Source organism: Allobrachymonas sp., assembly GCF_041912815.1.
GTDB lineage: Bacteria > Pseudomonadota > Gammaproteobacteria > Burkholderiales > Burkholderiaceae_C > Brachymonas.
The window spans coordinates 25680-42803 of sequence record NZ_JAYRLV010000016.1; the positions used below are offsets into that span (position 1 = coordinate 25680).

The 17124-nt window shown below is 67.5% G+C and carries 13 protein-coding genes, 1 CRISPR repeat array and 1 riboswitch; of the genes, 5 read left to right on the top strand and 8 right to left on the bottom strand.

Going from position 1 to position 17124, the window contains the following annotated elements; all coding sequences use genetic code 11:
- Nucleotides 1-76 precede the first annotated feature (76 nt).
- From ACE3P9_RS10645 to ACE3P9_RS10665, 5 genes are read left to right on the top strand one after another with little or no spacing between them, the layout of a single operon-like run.
- Nucleotides 77-1729 carry an efflux transporter outer membrane subunit gene (locus ACE3P9_RS10645; protein ID WP_374494057.1) on the top strand — a complete coding sequence of 551 codons (1653 nt, stop codon included), beginning with the start codon at nucleotides 77-79 and terminating at the stop codon, nucleotides 1727-1729.
- Nucleotides 1726-2838: an efflux RND transporter periplasmic adaptor subunit gene (locus tag ACE3P9_RS10650; protein ID WP_374494059.1), complete on the top strand. Its 1113-nt coding sequence runs from the start codon at nucleotides 1726-1728 to the stop codon at nucleotides 2836-2838. Before ACE3P9_RS10645 ends, ACE3P9_RS10650 begins: the two co-directional genes overlap by 4 nt.
- Nucleotides 2839-2889: 51 nt before the next feature.
- A complete protein-coding gene (locus ACE3P9_RS10655; RefSeq protein WP_374494061.1) occupies nucleotides 2890-3345 on the top strand; it encodes an SRPBCC family protein in 456 nt (151 codons plus the stop codon).
- Nucleotides 3342-6515 carry an efflux RND transporter permease subunit gene (locus ACE3P9_RS10660; RefSeq protein WP_374494064.1) on the top strand — a complete coding sequence of 1058 codons (3174 nt, stop codon included), beginning with the start codon at nucleotides 3342-3344 and terminating at the stop codon, nucleotides 6513-6515. Before ACE3P9_RS10655 ends, ACE3P9_RS10660 begins: the two co-directional genes overlap by 4 nt.
- Nucleotide 6516: 1 nt before the next feature.
- A complete protein-coding gene (locus ACE3P9_RS10665) occupies nucleotides 6517-6861 on the top strand; it encodes a DUF3147 family protein (RefSeq protein WP_374494066.1) in 345 nt (114 codons plus the stop codon).
- Nucleotides 6862-6938: 77 nt separating this feature from the next.
- On the opposite strand, the gene ACE3P9_RS10670 is transcribed toward ACE3P9_RS10665, so the two are convergent.
- From ACE3P9_RS10670 to ACE3P9_RS10705, 8 genes are all read right to left on the bottom strand, one after another.
- The gene (locus ACE3P9_RS10670) at nucleotides 6939-7784 is read right to left on the bottom strand and encodes an FTR1 family protein (RefSeq protein ID WP_374494067.1); all 846 of its coding nucleotides are present in this window, start codon (nucleotides 7782-7784) and stop codon (nucleotides 6939-6941) included.
- A 5-nt stretch (nucleotides 7785-7789) separates the two neighbouring features.
- A complete protein-coding gene (locus ACE3P9_RS10675) occupies nucleotides 7790-8113 on the bottom strand; it encodes a cupredoxin domain-containing protein (RefSeq protein WP_374494068.1) in 324 nt (107 codons plus the stop codon).
- A gap of 215 nt (nucleotides 8114-8328) precedes the next feature.
- Nucleotides 8329-9093 (bottom strand): 3,4-dihydroxy-2-butanone-4-phosphate synthase, encoded by a 765-nt coding sequence (ribB, locus tag ACE3P9_RS10680; RefSeq protein WP_374494069.1) that lies wholly within the window; start codon nucleotides 9091-9093, stop codon nucleotides 8329-8331.
- A 226-nt stretch (nucleotides 9094-9319) separates the two neighbouring features.
- A riboswitch (FMN riboswitch) is annotated at nucleotides 9320-9499 on the bottom strand.
- A gap of 105 nt (nucleotides 9500-9604) precedes the next feature.
- On the bottom strand, nucleotides 9605-11047 hold the full coding sequence (locus ACE3P9_RS10685) for a TolC family protein (protein WP_374494071.1): 1443 nt from the start codon (nucleotides 11045-11047) through the stop codon (nucleotides 9605-9607).
- 17 nt (nucleotides 11048-11064) lie between these two features.
- Nucleotides 11065-12960 (bottom strand): MacB family efflux pump subunit, encoded by a 1896-nt coding sequence (locus tag ACE3P9_RS10690; RefSeq protein ID WP_374494078.1) that lies wholly within the window; start codon nucleotides 12958-12960, stop codon nucleotides 11065-11067.
- A gap of 457 nt (nucleotides 12961-13417) precedes the next feature.
- Entirely contained in the window at nucleotides 13418-14620 is a 1203-nt protein-coding gene (locus ACE3P9_RS10695; protein ID WP_374494073.1) for an efflux RND transporter periplasmic adaptor subunit, read from the bottom strand.
- 274 nt (nucleotides 14621-14894) lie between these two features.
- A CRISPR array of direct repeats spans nucleotides 14895-15802; the repeat unit is 37 nt; unit sequence GTTGTAGCTCCCTCTCTCACCCCGGATAGCTACACTC.
- A 63-nt stretch (nucleotides 15803-15865) separates the two neighbouring features.
- Nucleotides 15866-16015, bottom strand: coding sequence for a hypothetical protein (locus ACE3P9_RS10700; protein WP_374494074.1), 150 nt, complete (start codon nucleotides 16013-16015; stop codon nucleotides 15866-15868).
- Between the two features lie 29 nt (nucleotides 16016-16044).
- The gene (locus ACE3P9_RS10705; protein ID WP_374494076.1) at nucleotides 16045-17010 is read right to left on the bottom strand and encodes an IS481 family transposase; all 966 of its coding nucleotides are present in this window, start codon (nucleotides 17008-17010) and stop codon (nucleotides 16045-16047) included.
- Between the last annotated feature and the right edge of the window lie 114 nt (nucleotides 17011-17124).

A 17124-nucleotide genomic window follows, 5' to 3' on the forward strand; every position in this document is an offset into this window, starting at 1 on the left:
GTGCCTTCGCTCTGGAGACACGCCTGTGCCATGGCGCAGGCCTGCGGGAAAATGGCCAGCAGGCATCGCAGTGGGCATGGCCCTGGCCCTGCTCGCGGGATGCATGCATGTGCCGCCCCGCACGGTGGCCGCCGAGGAGGCGCAGGTGCCAGAGCGGTGGCATGCGCCGCTGACCGTCGAGCCCGCAGCCTCTGTGGCGGTGCCCAAAGAGGCCGCTTCGGCTGCATCCACGCCTGCCAAGGGCGCACAGGCTCCGGGTCTCGATGCCCTCTACGACTGGTGGGGACGCTGGAACGATCCCGCCCTGCTGACGCTCATCGGTGCGGCCGAGGAGGCCAGCCCCACGCTGGCGACGGCGGCGGCCCGCATTGCCCAGGCCCGTGCGGCAGCCGTTGGGGCACGGGCAGCGCTCGCCCCTTCGGTAGATGTGCAGGCCAGCGTATCGCGCGGCACCTACAACCAGCTGCCCGATCCCTCGCTGCTGATGACCACGAAGCAGCTGGGAGGCCAGCTGCAGTGGGAGCTGGATGTGTTCGGCCGTCTCCGCCAGGCCCGCTCGGCCGCCGATGCGCGGCTGCAGGGCGCGCAGGCCCAGTGGCACGATGCACGGCTCACGCTGGCGGCCGACACGGCGCGGCAGTATTTCGCCCTGCTGGCCTGTCAGGACCAGCGCGACATTGCACTGGCCGATGCGCGCTCGCGCACCGACACCGAACGCCTCACCCGGCATCTGGCGGGCGCGGGATTCACCGCTGCGGCCAATCTGGCGCTGGCCGAGGCAGGCACTGCCCAGGCCGAGGCCCAGCAGCAGGAGGTGGCGACCCAGTGCGCAGCGGCACTCAAGAGCCTGTCGGCCCTCACGGCGCTCGATGCCTCCCGCCTGCAGGAGCGGCTGGGCAGCACCCGCCTGGGCACGGCGCCGGTGCCGGATCTCACGCTCGTGGCGGTCGACCGGGTGCCGGCCGATGTGCTGGCCCACCGGCCGGATGTGTACGCCGCCGCGCAGGCGGTGGCAGCCGCCAGCGGCGATGTGGGGGCGGCCGAGGCGGCCCGCTACCCTTCGCTGGGGCTCAGTGGCAGCATTGCCCGCATGCAGGTGGGCCTGGGTGGCTACGGCCAGGCCTCGGGCTCGACCTGGAGCTTCGGCCCCCTGGCGCTTGATCTGCCCCTGTTCGATGGGGGAAGACGCCGCGCCCAAGCCGCTGCAGCCCGCACCCAGTATGAAGCCGCCGTGAGCCAGTACCGCGCCACGGTGCGCGATGCCGTGCGCGAGGTGGAAACGGCGCTCGATGCCCTGGCGGGTGCCCGCGCACGCAGCCAGCACATGGACCGGGCCGTGGCAGGCTTCCGGCGCCAGTTCGAGGCTGCGCAGGCCCGCTACCGCGCCGGCATGGGCAGCCTGCTCGATCTGGAGCAGGCCCGCCACGACCTGCTCGCCGCGCAGACCGCCCAGACCCGCCTGCGGCAGGAAACCCGTGACGATGCGGTGGCGCTGTACCGGGCACTGGGGGGAGGCTGGGATGCCCGCGTGCTGCCCGACACCCAGCCGGACCGCACGCTGGTGGCCGAGGGAGAGGCACGCCGCCTGCTGGCTGCCCAGCGCCGCGCGGCCACCGTTTCTGCTCCGGCACGCACGGCGGCTCTGCCTGGCTCCACGGCTGCCGGCCCCAGGCGGGCGGCCAGCGCCACGGGATCTGCCTCTGCCTCTCTTACACCTTCTGTCCCATGAATCTCAAAGCCTTTTCGATCATCGCCGCGTCCGTGGTAGCGGCCCTGGTGGGCGGCTACTGGATCACGCAGCGCAGCTCGGTGCCTGCCCCTCCGCCCGGCACGGCGGCCGGTCCGGCCCGACCCGCCCTCACGGTGCAGACCGTCACGCCCGTGCGCGGGCAGGTGCCGCTGACGCTCACGGCACAGGGCGGCATTGCGGCCTGGCAGGAGGCCATCGTCGGCGCCCAGAGCAACGGACTGCGGCTCACCCGGCTGCACGCCCAGGTGGGCGACTGGGTGCGCAAGGGCCAGCTGCTCGCCGAGTTTGCCGCCGACACGGTGCATGCCGACCTGCTGCAGGCCCGCGCGGCACTGCTCGAAGCGCAGGCCCAGGCGGCCGACGCGCGCTCCAACGCCGACCGCGCACGCAGCATTGCCGACACGGGAGCCCTGAGCACGCAGCAGATCCACCAGTTCGACACGGCGGCCAAGGCCACCTCGGCCCGGGTGGAGGCTGCCCGGGCCGCGCTCGATGCCCAGCAGCTCCGGCTGGGCTACACGCGCGTGCTGGCTCCGGATGCGGGGGTGATTGCCGCCCGCAGTGCCACAGTCGGCGCCGTGGTGCCGGCAGGCACCGAGCTGTTCCGCATGGTGCGACAGGGCCGCCTCGAATGGCGGGCCGAAGTGGTGGCCCGGGATCTGCCGCGTCTGCAGCCCGGGCAGAAGGCCCGCGTGCGCACGCCTGCTGGCACCATGCTCGACGGCACCGTGCGCCAGATCGCCCCCACGCTCGATGCGCAGCGCCGGGTCGCGCTGGTGTATGTGGATCTGCCCGATGCCATGGCGCACGGCGCGCGCGCGGGCATGTATGCCAGCGGCACCTTTGTGCTCGGCGAGGCAGCCGGCTGGCTGGTGCCGCAGAGCGCAGTGGTGTCGCGCGACGGGCTCAGCTACGTCTTTGCCGTTGGCCCCGACGGCCGGGTGCAGCAGCGCCGGGTCGAAACGGGTGCCCGCATGGGCGAACAGGTCCAGATTCTGCAGGGGGTGGACGGCTCCGCGCCGCTGGTGCGCACCGGCGGCGGATTCCTCAACGACGGGGACACGGTGAGCGTCCAGTCGGCCCGATGACGATGCTGCTCCCGCCTCCTTCCGCCCTCCTGTTTCCGAAAGGCGCACGCCATGCTGGTGCTTGAAACCTCGATCGATATTCCAGTCCCCCGCGCCCAGGTGTGGGCCATCCTGACCGACCTTGCGGCCTATCCGGAGTGGAATCCCTTCATGCGCGCCGTTCAGGGCCCCCTGCAGCCTGGCGCACGTCTGCAGGTGGATCTGCAGCCTCCGGGCGGCCGGAGCATGCGCTTTCGGCCCCGGGTGCTCGCGTGCCGCGAGGGGCATGAACTGCGCTGGCTGGGGCGCCTCGGCATACCCGGCCTGTTCGATGGCGAACATGCGCTCCTGCTGACCGACGCGCCTCACGGCCACACGCGCTTCACCCAGCACGAACGCTTCACGGGCCTGCTGGTTGCGCCGCTGCGGCGCAGTCTGCAGGGGGCCACCCGCCAGGGGTTCGTCGCCATGGACGAGGCCCTGCGGCAGCGCGCCATGGCCCGGGCCAGTGCCGGAGGGCCGGCGTGAACTTTTCAGCCTTCTCCATCCGCAACCCGGTGCCTGCGATTCTGCTGTTCGCACTGCTCACGCTCGCCGGGCTGCTGGCCTTCCGCATGACGCTGGTGCAGGACTTTCCGGACATCCAGCTCCCGATCGTCACCGTGACCGTCACCCAGCCGGGCGCCGCACCCGCCCAGCTCGAAACCGAGGTCGCGCGCAAGATCGAGGACTCGGTCGCCACCGTCACCGGCATCAAGAACATGTACACCACGGTGCTCGACGGGGTGACGACGATCACCGTCGAATTCCAGCTCGAGAAGAACATCACCGATGCCGTCACCGAGGTGCGCGACGCCGTCTCGCAGGTGCGCTCCGACCTGCCCGCCGACATCCGCGAGCCCATCATCAGCAAGCTGCCCACCTCCGGCCGCGTGGTGGAGGTATACGCGCTGCGGCTCGAACCCGGCTCCGGCTGGGACGCGCAGCAGCTCTCGTGGTACGTGGACCATACCGTCGCCAAGCGCCTGCTGAGCATTGCCGGCGTGGGCGCGGTCAAGCGCGTGGGGGGCGTGACACGCGAGGTGCAGGTGGTGCTCGATCCCGACCGCATGCAGGCCCTGGGCGTGACGGCGGCCGAAGTCTCGCGCCAGCTCGCGCTGGTGCAGCAGGACGCTCCCGGCGGCCGTGGCGATGTGGGCGGCGCCGAGCAGACCGTGCGCACCGTGGCCTCGGCCCAGACGGCCGACCAGCTCGCCGGCATGGCCATTCCGCTCGCCAGCGGCGCCACGGCCCGGCTCGGCGACGTGGCCGATGTGCGCGACACCGTGGCCGAGCCGCGCGCCGTGGCGCTGGTCAACGGCCAGCCCGTGGTGGCGGTCGAGATCTTCCGGGCCAAGGGAGCGAGCGAGCTGGAAGTGGCCCAGGCCGTGGCGCGTGCCATGGACGAACTGCAGGCCGGCCATCCGCAGGCAGTCATTGCCCGCATCGTGGACAACGCAGCCCCGGTGCAGGAGAACTTCGACGGCAGCATGCACCTGCTCTACGAGGGCGCGCTGCTGGCGGTGCTGGTGGTGTTCCTCTTCCTGCGCGACTGGCGGGCCACGCTGGTGGCCGCCACCGCGCTGCCGCTGTCGATCATTCCGACCTACCTCGGGCTCTACCACTTCGGCTACAGCCTCAACGGCGTCACGCTGCTCGCCCTGGCGCTGGTGGTCGGCATTCTGGTGGACGATGCCATCGTCGAGATCGAGAACATCTCGCGCCACCTCGCCATGGGCAAGACGCCCTATCAGGCCGCAATGGAGGCCGCCGACGAGATCGGCATGGCCGTGATCGCCACCACCTTCGCCCTGGTGGCCGTGTTCCTGCCCACGGCCTTCATGAGCGGCATCTCGGGTCTGTTCTTCAAGCAGTTCGGGTGGACGGCCGTGCTCGCCATTCTGGCGTCGCTGGTGGTGGCCCGTCTGCTCACCCCCATGATGGCCGCCTACCTCCTCCGGCCCCAGGCCGGCGCCGGGGGCCATGCCACGCACACCAACGCCCTTTCCCCTTCCGGCAACGCACCAGCGGACGACGGCCCCCTCATGCGCCGCTACATGGCCACCATGCGCTGGTGTCTGGATCACCGGCGCTTCACGGTGCTGGCAGCGGTGGGCTTCTTCGCCGCCTCGCTGACCCTGGTGCCGCTGCTGCCCACGGGCTTCGTGCCCCAGGCCGACCGGGGCCAGACGCAGGTCACCATCGAGCTGCCCCCCGGCGCCACCCTCGCGCAGACCCGGGCCCTGGCCGAAACCGCCCGCCAGCGCATCGCGCAGGACCCGGACGTAGTGAGCGTGTACGCCTCGGTGGGCGGGGGATCGAGCGGCGACGGCTTCCACCCTGGGGCCGCCGCCGAAGTGCGCCGGGCCGTGCTCACGCTGGTGCTGCTGCACCGGCGCGACCGGGCCGACACCATTGCCGACATCGACGCGCGCATGCGCACCCTCGTGCAGACCCTGCCCGGTGCCCGCTTCCAGATCGGCAGCGGCGACATGGGCAGCAAGATGGAGCTCACGCTGCTCGGCGACGAGCCGGCCACCCTCACCGCGACGGCCCGCGAGGTCGAACGCCAGCTGCGCACCCTGCCCGGCATCGGCGGCGTGACAAGCGACGCGGCCCTGGTGCAGCCCGAACTCATCGTCCGCCCGGACAGTGCCCGCGCGGCCGAACTGGGCGTGACCACCGCCGCCATTGCCCAGACCGTGCGCGTGGCCACGGCAGGCGACTACGAACAGCAGCTCCCCAAGATGAACCTGCCCGACCGGCAGGTGCCCATCCGCGTCAAGCTGCCCGACAGCTTCCGCGCCCACGTGGGCGACCTCGAACGCCTGCTGGTGCCGGGGCGCGCCGGGCTGGTCCCGCTCGCCGATGTGGCGAGCATCCGGCTCGAAAGCGGCCCCTCGGTCATCAACCGCATCAACCGCAGCCGCAGCGTGCGCTTCCAGATCGAGCTGGGCTCGCGCACCCTGGGCCAGGCCAATGCCGCCGCCCGTGCGCTGCCCGCCATGCAGCACCTGCCGCCCGGCATCCGCATCGCCGAGCTGGGCGATGCCGAGGAAATGCAGACCCTGTTCGCCAGCTTCGGCACCGCCATGGCCATCGGGGTGCTGTGCATCTACGGCGTGCTGGTGCTGCTGTTCCGCGACTTCATGCAGCCGGTGACCATCCTCGGCGCGCTGCCCATGGCCATCGGGGGCGCCTTCGTGGCCCTGCTGCTCACACACCGCGCACTGTCCATGCCCTCGATGATCGGGCTCATCATGCTCATGGGCATCGTCACCAAGAACTCCATCCTGCTCGTGGACTACGCCATCATGGCGCGACGCGCAGGCATGGACCGCCGCGCCGCCCTCGTCGATGCCTGCCACAAGCGCAGCCGCCCCATTCTCATGACCACCATCGCCATGGGCGCCGGCATGCTGCCGCTCGCGCTCGGCCTGAGCAAGGGCGACCCGAGCTTCAACTCGCCCATGGCCATCACCGTCATCGGCGGCCTGCTCACCAGCACCCTGCTGAGCCTGCTGGTGGTGCCTGCCCTCTTCACCTACGTCGATGACCTCAAGCTCGCGCTGATGCGGCGCATGCGGCACACACCGCCGCCCACCCGCACGCCACCGGCCTCCTCATCCCCTGATCCCGCCCCCGAAGAAGCCGCCTGACATGACTGCCCTGCTCCTCAAGACCCTGCTGTCTGCCGTGCTCATCGTGGCCATCTCGGAGCTGTCGCGCCGCAGCAGCTTCTGGGGTGCGCTGCTCGCCTCACTCCCCCTCACCTCGCTGCTGGCGCTGGTCTGGATGCACCTGGACGGCGCCGGCAGCGAGCGCATCGCCACCACCACGCTCGACATCTTCTGGCTCGTGCTGCCTTCGCTGGTCTTCTTTTTGCTGCTGCCCGCGCTCCTGCGCGCAGGGGCGGCCTTCTGGCCCAGCCTGCTGCTGAGCTGCGCAGCCACGGCCGGCGCCTACGGCCTCATGGGGCTGTTCCTGCACCGCGCGGGGAGTTGACGCGAGCGCACAGAGTCTGGCCGCCCGAGGCGACCGGACCGGCACAGGGACGGGAGGCCAGCCCCGCCCGCCCGATGTCAGCGCGTGGCCGGCACGGCACTCGGGGCACGCGGCGCCCCGGCAGGCACACGCGTGAGCCGCATGCCAACCAGAATCGCCACCACCGTGCCCACCTGCACCAGCACCTGCATGCCCGAGGGCATGGCCTCGTAGCCCACGAGCGTGTGCAGCACCCGGCCAGCCAGCGCGTCATCCCCGAGCAGCCAGGAGCTGTCCCACAGCGGCGTGGCCAGACTCGGCAGCCAGTCCGCCTGCACCAGAAAGCGCGCCGCCTGCCCGGCCATGGCCGCTGCCAGCAGCACGATGAACCCGCCTGTCGCCGCAAAGAAAACCCGCGTCGGAATCCGCACGAATCCCGCATACAGCCCCACTCCGGCCAGCGCCCCGGCCAGCAGGCCCAGCGTCCCACCGCCTGCCACCTGCATGGGAGTCTCGCCCCCGCCTGCCAGCAGGCCGTAGAGGAACAGCACCGTCTCGGCCCCTTCGCGCAGCACGGCCAGCGCCACCACCACCGCCACGGCCGACATCTCGCGTGCACCGGCCTGCACCTCGGCCCCCAGCGCATGCACCTCCTGCGCCATGCGGCGGCCGTGGCGCGCCATCCAGATGACATGCCAGGCCAGCATGGCCGCCGCCAGCAGCAGCACACCCGCATTGAGCAGCTCCTGCCCCACGCCGTCGGCCAGATCGGCAATGGTGCGCATCAGCGAGGCCACGAGCACCGCGCCCAGCACCCCCGCGCCCACCCCGCCCGCAAGCCAGCGTCCCCGGCCCGGCAGTGCACGGGTGGCTGCAGCCACAATGCCCAGAATCAGGGCAGCTTCCAGCGTTTCACGAAACACGATGATGGCAGCTCCGATCATGGCATTCACTCCGCAATGACCACGCCGCGCGCGGTCTTTTCATGGAACTCGCCAAAGAACGGGTAGCGTCCCGGCTTGAGCGGACCGATCGGAATCTGCACCGTGGCCCCCGGCGCCACGATCTTCTCGCGGTGCAGCGTGTAGCTCTCGAACTCCTCGGGCGTGGGGTCCTGGTTGTGCACCATCAGCCGCACCTTCTGCCCCGCCGGCACCTTCACCTCGACGGGCATGAAGCGATGGTTGCGAATGGTCAGCGCCACCTCCGGGTCGGCCGCGAGCGCACCGGTGGCAACGAGGCACAGCCCCAGCGAAATGAACAGGCGTGTCATGCGTCTCTCCTTGGTCAAAGATGCGCATGATAACGATTCTCATTTGTAATGCAACCCCCAGGGGCTTTTCCCACACACCGCTCCATCGCCCGCACAGGTGCAGCCAGCAGCAAATGGAATATGTGGCCGGGAAAAAACCGGCCATGCGGCCTGCCAACCTGTCCAGCGCTCGGCGCTCGGCGTTCGGTTCGGTCAGGCTCGTCCCCCTGCCCGCCTCAGCAGGCCGTGCAGGCCTCGTCTGCCGGCACCGGCGTGCTGCGGCCCTGCCGCGCGCCGCGTGCATCCGCTTCCAGGGCGGCACGGTACTGGGCCAGTTCCGCCACCGACAGCTGGCACAGCCCATGCTGCGCGGCATAGTCCCGCACCTGGGCACCGCGCATCATGGTGCCGTCCGGATTCATGAGCTCGCACAGCACCGCCATGGGCGCACAGCCCGACAGCCGGGCCAGATCGACGGACGCCTCGGTATGCCCGCGACGTTCCAGCACCCCGCCCGGACGCGCCACGAGCGGAAACACATGCCCCGGGCTCACCAGCCGCCCGGCATCGCGCGTCTGCACCCCGGCCAGCGCGGCCCGGATGGTCGTGAGACGGTCCGTGGCGCTCACGCCGGTCGTCACGCCCGTGGTCGCCTCCACCGACACCGTGAACGCCGTGCCCTGGCGGCTGCGGTTGCGCGCCACCATGGGCGCCAGCCCCAGCACATCGGCATCGGCCTGGGGCATGCACACACAGACAATCCCGCTGCCGTCGCGGATCATCTGCGCCATCTGCGGCACGGTCATGTGCTCGGCCACGGCGATGAGATCGACTTCGTCCTCACGCTCGGGATCGTCGTGCACCAGCACCATCGCCTGCTGCCGCAGGGCCTGCAGCCCGGCCTGCACGCGCTCGCGCACCCGCGCCGGGAGGGCCGCCACAGCGGCACCAGCACCGAGTGCAGACAGGGAGGAAAGGGAAGAATCAAGGGAAGTGGACATGTGAAAGCTCCTTCATGGGAAATCCAGGAAAAACGCTTTCAAGGCGTGAAGCCTCCACCCGTGCCCCGTGCCCGGGCAGCGCAGACATGCACACGATGCACGCCCACCATGCGCAGCCCTGCCGCCCTGGCCGGACAACCCGAACCGGGGCAGATGCAGGGGCCACACAGACACGGCGGACACGGTGCACCAGCCAGACAACTGGCGACCGCGGTCCAGGGGTGGAGCTGGTCTTCTTTCATCCGGACTGTCACCGTCGGCCGGGGCTTTGCACCCCGTCTGCTGACCTCCGGGCCACCACATGTTTCCATGCGCGGCACACCGGAGCGCTCGCGGGCTCGCGCCGAGTGACACCCACCCTGCGCCTACCGCCGGTAGGGAATTGCACCCTGCCCTGAAGACGTGCCGGCAAACGGCCACCCGGCCGATCCCCGACGCAGATCAGTGTACTCCGGCAGCCCATCCCCCTGCCAGCGGCAGTGGTTCCGGCATGCCGGAAGGAATCGCCCCGTTACCGTGCAGGCCCGCCGACAGGCACCGCCTGCAGCACGGGTGCGCCACCCAGTGCCTGGTAGGTGGTAACCAGGTTGTCGGCGCGGTTGAGCTGCACGTCGAGGAGGGCCATTTCGGCGGTGCGGCGGGTTTCCTGCGCGTCGAGCCAGGTCTTCATGGCCACAGCCCCTGCGCGGTAGCGGATGCGGGTGAGCTCCTCGGCGCGACGGGCCTGCGCCAGCGATTCGGTCAGCCGCGCCTCCTGCGTCTGGAGCTGGGTGCGGTTGGAGAGCGCGTTCTCCACGTCCGCCAGTGCGCTGTAGAGCGTCTTGCGGAAGGAGATGATGGCCTGCTCGTAGCTGCTCTGCGCAATGGCGGTGTTGCGCTGCATCTCGCCGAACTTCAGGAAGGGCAGCACCAGCCCTGCTCCCAGCGTGGCCACCGGATTGCCGAGCACGTTGGCCAGGCTGGCACTGCCGCTGCCGAGCGTGCCGGTGAGCGTGAGCGTGGGGTAGTAGCTCGTGCGGGTGGCGTCCACATTGGCGAGCGATTCGCGCAGGCGCATCTCGGCGGCCTGCAGGTCGGGGCGCCGCCCCAGCACGTCGGCCGGCACTCCGGCCGGTATGGCCGGCAGCGCTGCCAGTGCGGGCAGACGTGGATGCTGCGCCGCCTCGGGCAGCGATTCGGGCGGTGCGTCGAACAGGATCGACAGCGCATGGCGCTGCTCCACGCGCTGCTGCACATAGGTGGTGAGCGCCGCTTCCTGACTCGCCAGGGTCTGGCGGCTCTGGGCCAGATCGAGCCCCGAGATGGATCCGGCCCTGTACTGCACCTCGGCAATCTGCAGGGTCTTGCGGGCGGTGTCGATGCTGGCGCGCTGGCGCTCGATCTTCTGGTCCAGGGTGGCGATCTGCCAGTAGGTCTTGGCCACGGTAGCCACCAGCGCCTGCGCGGCGGCCTCGCGGTCCTGCTCGGTGGCAGCGGCTTCCCAGTCGGCCATGCGCTTGCTGGCGGCCAGCCGACCCCACAGATCCACCTCCCAGCTCACGCCCAAGCTGGCCGAGGAGCTGCGGCTGCTGTTGGCTGTATCGCTGTCGAGGGCACGGCTGCTGGACACCGACACGTTGGCCGACGGCGTGGGCAGCATGTTGCCCACGGCATTGCCCACGGCCAGGCGCGCGCTGCGCACCTTCCAGGCCGCCACGGCCAGGTCGGGATTGCGGGCGAGCGCATCGTCGATGAGCGCCGTGAGCTGGCTGTCGCCCAGACTGGTCCACCAGCGGCTGCCGTACACGCCCTCTCGGGTATGGCCGGCCGCCTGCTTCCACTGGTCGGGGAGCTGCACTGCAGGGGTGTGATAGGGCGTGCCGGCACAGCCGGCAAGCACGGCGCCCGCCACCAGTGCCGCCACCAGGCGGACGGGTGGCACGACGCGAACGGAACGGAATGCAGAATTTTTCATGGTGGCAGACACAGGCATCATTGGCGCGAAAGCGCCTCCACAGGATCGAGTTGGGCAGCACGGCGCGCCGGCAGAAAGCCGAACAGCACCCCGATGAGCGTGGAGCAGCTGAACGCGGCCACGATGGACGACACCGAGAACACCATGCTGAAGCTGCCTCCGCCGAGCGTATCGAACGCCCAGCCGATCATCAGTGCCAGCGCAATGCCGCCGAGCCCGCCCACCAGACACACCAGCACGGCCTCGATCAGGAACTGCCGCAGAATGTCGCTCTGCCGCGCTCCCACTGCCATGCGCACGCCGATTTCCTGCGTGCGCTCGATCACCGACACCAGCATGATGTTCATCACGCCGATGCCCCCCACCACCAGCGAGATCACGGCAATGGCCGAGATCAGCAGCTTCATGGTCTGGGTGGTCTTCTCGACCGTCTGGCGGATGCTGTCGGAGTTCTGGGTGAAGAAGTCCTTGGAGCCGTGGCGCTGGGTCAGCAGGCTGATGATGCCCTCCTCGGCCGCGCTGCTGTCGGAGCCGTCGGCCACGCGCACGGTGACCGAGCGCAGATAGTCCGTGCCCATGAGGCGGTTCATCACGGTCGAATACGGCAGCCAGATGTTGAGCGCATCGGAGTTGCCGAAGGGGCTGTCCTTGGGCGCCGTCACCCCCACCACCCGTGCGGGCATGCTGCCGATGAGCAGCACCTTGCCGAGGGGATTCTCGTCATCGCCAAAGAAGGCATTGCGCGTGTTGGGGTCGATCACCGCATCCTGCAGCTCGCGCCGCACGCTCTCGTCGGTGAACGAAGCGCCATCGGCAATCTCGTAGCCGCGCACGCGGAAGTAGCTCTCGCCCACGCCGTTGATGGTGGCCGTCTTGCTCACGTTGCCCCGCAGCACGGTCTTGCTCGTGCTCACGTTGGGCGAAACGCTGTCCACATACCCCAGCTTGGAGAGCGCGGTCGCATCGCCCGGCTTGAGCGTGCGGATGCGCCCGGCCGTGCGGTCGCCAAAGCCGGTGCCCGGCATGATGTCGATGGTGTTGGTGCCCATGCTGGCAATGTCGGCCAGAATCTTCTGCTGCGAGCCGTTGCCCAGCGCCACTACCGACACCACCGAGGCAATGCCGATGATGATGCCCAGCATCGTCAGCAGCGTGCGCAGCTTGTGGCCCACCATGGAGCGCACAGCCATGTGCAGAGCCTCGCCGAACTGTGCCAGGCTCGCGTGCCAGCCCGGCTTGGGCGGCGGCACCGGCTCGTGCGGCTTCTGCACGATGCCGGGCTGGTCCTTGTTGAGGTAGTCGCGCACGATCCGGCCATCGGTGATCTCCAGCACACGCTCGGCCTCGGCCGCCACCTTGGCATCGTGCGTCACGAGAATGATGGTGTGGCCATCGGCATGCAGCTCCTTGAGAATCTGCATCACCTCATGCCCGCTGGCCTGGTCGAGCGCCCCGGTCGGCTCGTCGGCCAGGATCACGTCGCCCCCATTCATCAGCGCCCGGGCAATCGACACCCGCTGCTGCTGCCCGCCCGAGAGCTGCCCCGGCTTGTGGTCGAAGCGCTGCCCCAGCCCCAGCCGCGTCAGCAGCTCCTCGGCACGCCGTGCCCGCGTGCCGGCATCGACCCCGGCATAGATGGACGGAATCTCCACATTGCCCACCGCCGTCAGGTCGCCCATGAGGTGATAGCGCTGGAAGATGAACCCGAAATGCTCCCGCCGCAGCCGCGCCAGCTCGTCGGGCTGCATCTCGCGCGTCTCCTTGCCCGCCACGCGGTAGCTGCCGCGCGAGGGCCGGTCCAGACAGCCGAGAATGTTCATCAGCGTCGACTTGCCCGAGCCCGACGGCCCGATGATCGCCACCATCTCCCCGGCCCGGATGGTCAGGTTGATGTCCTTGAGCACGGCCACCATCTCGTCGCCCGCCGGAAACTCGCGCACCAGGTTGTGCACCTCCAGCAGCGGATGGCGGCTGTCGTCCTGGCTGAAATCGGCATCGACCCCCACCGGCCCGGAAGGCGCAGACGCAGACGCAGAAGCCGCTGCGGGAGCCGACTGCCCCGCCGCTTCTGCAGTGGTGGAGGACGTGGGAACGGAAACAGGAGCGGCGACGGCTGCGCCTTGCACCGCCCCGGCGGCCTCAGCCGACGGCAAGGCAGGCGCAGAGGGAGATGCGGGCTCCGAGACCAGCGCAGAGGCTGGTGCAGTGGGCGTCACCGGCACCGCGCCAGCGCCGGTCGCCGCCCCTGCCACCGTCTCAGGAGACAGATCGTCGTGGTTCTTCATGCGATCCTCCCCGTCAGGGAGTCGCCCGGCAGCGCAGCCCATGCCACGCCCCCGGCCAGCAAAATGTGCGGACAGCGGCTCATCGTCAGAACATCCTCGGGCCACGCGTGGAACTCGTGCCGGTGTTGGCGCTGGCATCGCCCACCACCACCTGCTCGCCCTCGGACAGGCCGGACTTCACCTCCGCCTGCACGCGGTTGTTGAGCCCGATCTGCACCGCACGCGGCGTCACCTTCTGCTCGCCCTTCTTGCCCGTCACCACACGCACCGTGTAGCTGCCGTCCTTGTTGCGCTTGCGGCTCAGCGCCCCGGAAGGAATCGTGAGCACGTTCTTCGCCTGCTGCAGCACCACCGTCACCTGCGCCGTCATGTTGATGCGCAGCCGGTGATCCGCATTCGGCACCTTGAAAATCCCGTTGTAATACACCGCCGTGCTGCTCGAACTGTCGGTGTTCGTACCCTCGTAAGAGCTCATGTTGATCGGGCCCGGCTCGATGCTCGCGAGCGACGTGTCGTACTTGCGGTCCGGATCCCCCAGAATCGTGAAGTACGCCGACATGCCCGTCTTGATGCGCGGCACATCCGCTTCCGAAATCTGCGCCTCGATGCGCATCGTGTCCAGATTGGCCAGCTTGATGATCGTCGGCGCCGACTGGCTCGCACTCACCGTCTGCCCTTCCTTGGTCACAATCGCCACCACCGTCCCGTCCGACGGCGCCGTGATGCGCGTATAGCCCACGTTGGCCTGCGCCGTCTCCACCTGCACGCTGTACTGCTTGATCAGCGCATCCGTCGCCTTCACATCGGCCACCGCCGCATCCAGCGCCTGCCTGGCGCTCTGCATGTCGGCCTGACTGCCCGCGTCATGCTCGTACAGATACTTCTGCCGCGTGTAGGTCTGCTGTGCCAGCACCAGCGTGCTCTGCTTGGACGCCTTCTGTGCCTTGTAGTTCGCCACTGCCTCCTGTGCCGCAATCAGGCTGTTGTGCTGCGTGGTCGAGTCGATCTGCGCAATCAGCTGCCCCTGCTTCACGTTGTCGCCCACCTTGACGTAGAGCTTCTTGAGCTGCCCCGACACCTGCGAGCCCACATCCGTGAGCTGCGCCGCCTGAATCGCCCCCGTAGCCAGCACCGAATCCTCGATGTCCCCCCGCGTCACCGTGGCCGTAATGAGATTCGGCCCCGGCTTGGGTGCGAACCACTGCCGATAGACCAGCCAGACCACGGCCGCGATCAGCACCACGGCAATGACCGTCCACCAGGGATGCGTCTTGATTTTTTTCCACATGATCGGGAGACAGAAAGAGATGAAAGAAGAAGAAAAAGAGGAAGGAGAAGAAGAACACCCCTTCACCCCGCGCCCCAGCCACCACGCAGGCCCCAGAGTCACCCCCAGATGCCCACCAGCCAGCCGCCAGGCTGCACAGGAACATTGTGACCGATCCCACAGGAGGCAAAAGGTTCCCCTGCGTCATCAAAACCCAGGGCGGTTCAGTTCGAGCAAGCTCAAAAAGCTTAGGTCGGTGTCAACTGAACCGGCAACAGCCCACTTTCGCGTCCGTGTTGTAGCTCCCTCTCTCACCCCGGATAGCTACACTCCAGGTTTACCCTCAAGGGCCGACTGTATACGTTGTAGCTCCCTCTCTCACCCCGGATAGCTACACTCTCAGACGATTACGGGGGACCATTACATTACGTTGTAGCTCCCTCTCTCACCCCGGATAGCTACACTGCCAGAATGCCGCGAATGACGGCCATTACAGTTGTAGCTCCCTCTCTCACCCCGGATAGCTACACTCGCGAGTCGCAAGATTGTCGGAGACGTGGTCGTTGTAGCTCCCTCTCTCACCCCGGATAGCTACACTCTCCAAACACTGACGAGATGTAGAAGTGTGCGTTGTAGCTCCCTCTCTCACCCCGGATAGCTACACTCTCATGTCGGCACCGTATTCGTCCATCAGATGTTGTAGCTCCCTCTCTCACCCCGGATAGCTACACTCTAAATCCCTGCAATGGAGTCCCGTTGTTGAGTTGTAGCTCCCTCTCTCACCCCGGATAGCTACACTCCTGAGGGCAGAGATGGCGACCTTCAAGATGGTTGTAGCTCCCTCTCTCACCCCGGATAGCTACACTCTGCCGGAGCCACTGACGCCCTCGATGGCCTGTTGTAGCTCCCTCTCTCACCCCGGATAGCTACACTCCCCGTCTGGGTTGACTCCCTGCGCGATGCTGGTTGTAGCTCCCTCTCTCACCCCGGATAGCTACACTCGAGCTTGATGATGCCCCACACGCCGACCATGTTGTAGCTCCCTCTCTCACCCCGGATAGCTACACTCGCCTCAAGGCGCTGAAAGACTCTGGCACCAGTTGTAGCTCCCTCTCTCACCCCGGATAGCTACACTCTGGAACCCAAAAGGAATTCATCATGGATACGTTGTAGCTCCCTCTCTCACCCCGGATAGCTACACTCTAGCCCTTGCAAAACCCGCGCCCCGCCTTACGGAGCGCGGGTTCTTGTGCTTCCAAAACGGTCTTAGAAGAGCGCAATTTGGGTTGCATCGACTATTTTTTCCTGAAAAAGCGGAAGGCCTACTAGCAGCTTCATGCTGGCAAACTGCTTTTCTGTCACAGACAACATGCGTACTGATCCTTCTGGTGGCAAATTAGCTAACAGCCGTTTCATGTGCTTTTGCTCAGCGTCGTTGCCGTTGACTATGTGTCAGGTCCCGGATGATTGCGTACGTTCTTTTCAAACAACGTGGGATGTGACCCCTGCCATCGCTTGAGAGCCTGAACGGGCGTTTCATGCCGCAGGGCTTTCTGTGGAATCTGCTGGTTGTACAGCCACACAAAGCGATGCAGTGTCTTCTCCAGATCCTCTGCACTGTTGAAGCGATGCGTGTGCAGCACCTGGCTAAGCCTTCCGTTGAAACGCTCCACCATGCCGTTGGTGCGTGGTGTTCTGGGGCGTGTGAGCCGGTGCTCTATCCCGAGCTCCTTGCACAGCAAATCAAACTCGTGATCACCGCTTGGTTGCTTCTCGTGCTTGCCAAACAGACGATCCGAGAACTCTTTGCCGTTGTCCGTGAGGATCGTGCGGATGTGGAAACAGGCCGCTTTCTTCAGGGCAGCCAAAAATGCTCGCGCGGCGGCTGCTGTCTTGTACTGCTTGATCTGAATGAACACCCAACGCGTAGCTCGGTCAATGGCCACAAAGACATATCGGCGCTTGTTCTCGTCCTGCATCTGAGGCAGGTATTTCACATCGATATGCACATAGCCCGGCTCATAGGCTTTGAACGGCTTGCTTTCGTGCTCGGGTCGAGCGGCCGCAGGCAAGCGCGAATGCCCTCGGCGACGCAGCAATCGATCCAGCGCCGAGCGGCTCATCGTCGGTTCAATGAATTCGTGGATGACTGCCAGCAAGTCATCCAGAGGCAGTAGCAGTTGAGTTCGCAAATAGATCACCAGCTCTTCCTGCGCTGCGTTGAGCGTTGTCTGCAGATGGTGGGCAGTATGGCTTGCATCCTGCACGCTTGTGCGGTGGCGCCACTTTCGCACCGTACCAAGCCCTATGCCGTATTGCCGCGCAAGCTCGTGATCGGACGCACTCGACTGCTGCAGCGCCAGACGAATCGCTGGAGTGGTAGTGGCGTTCTTGTGCAATGAGATCAGCATGGCGTCTCTCCTGTCTCGATGCGCCATGTTGCCACAACCGTTTTAAGTACCTCACGGCTGAGCAGTAGCGGACGCTTGGTTTTTACAATCCAATCATCCGGGACCTGACAACTA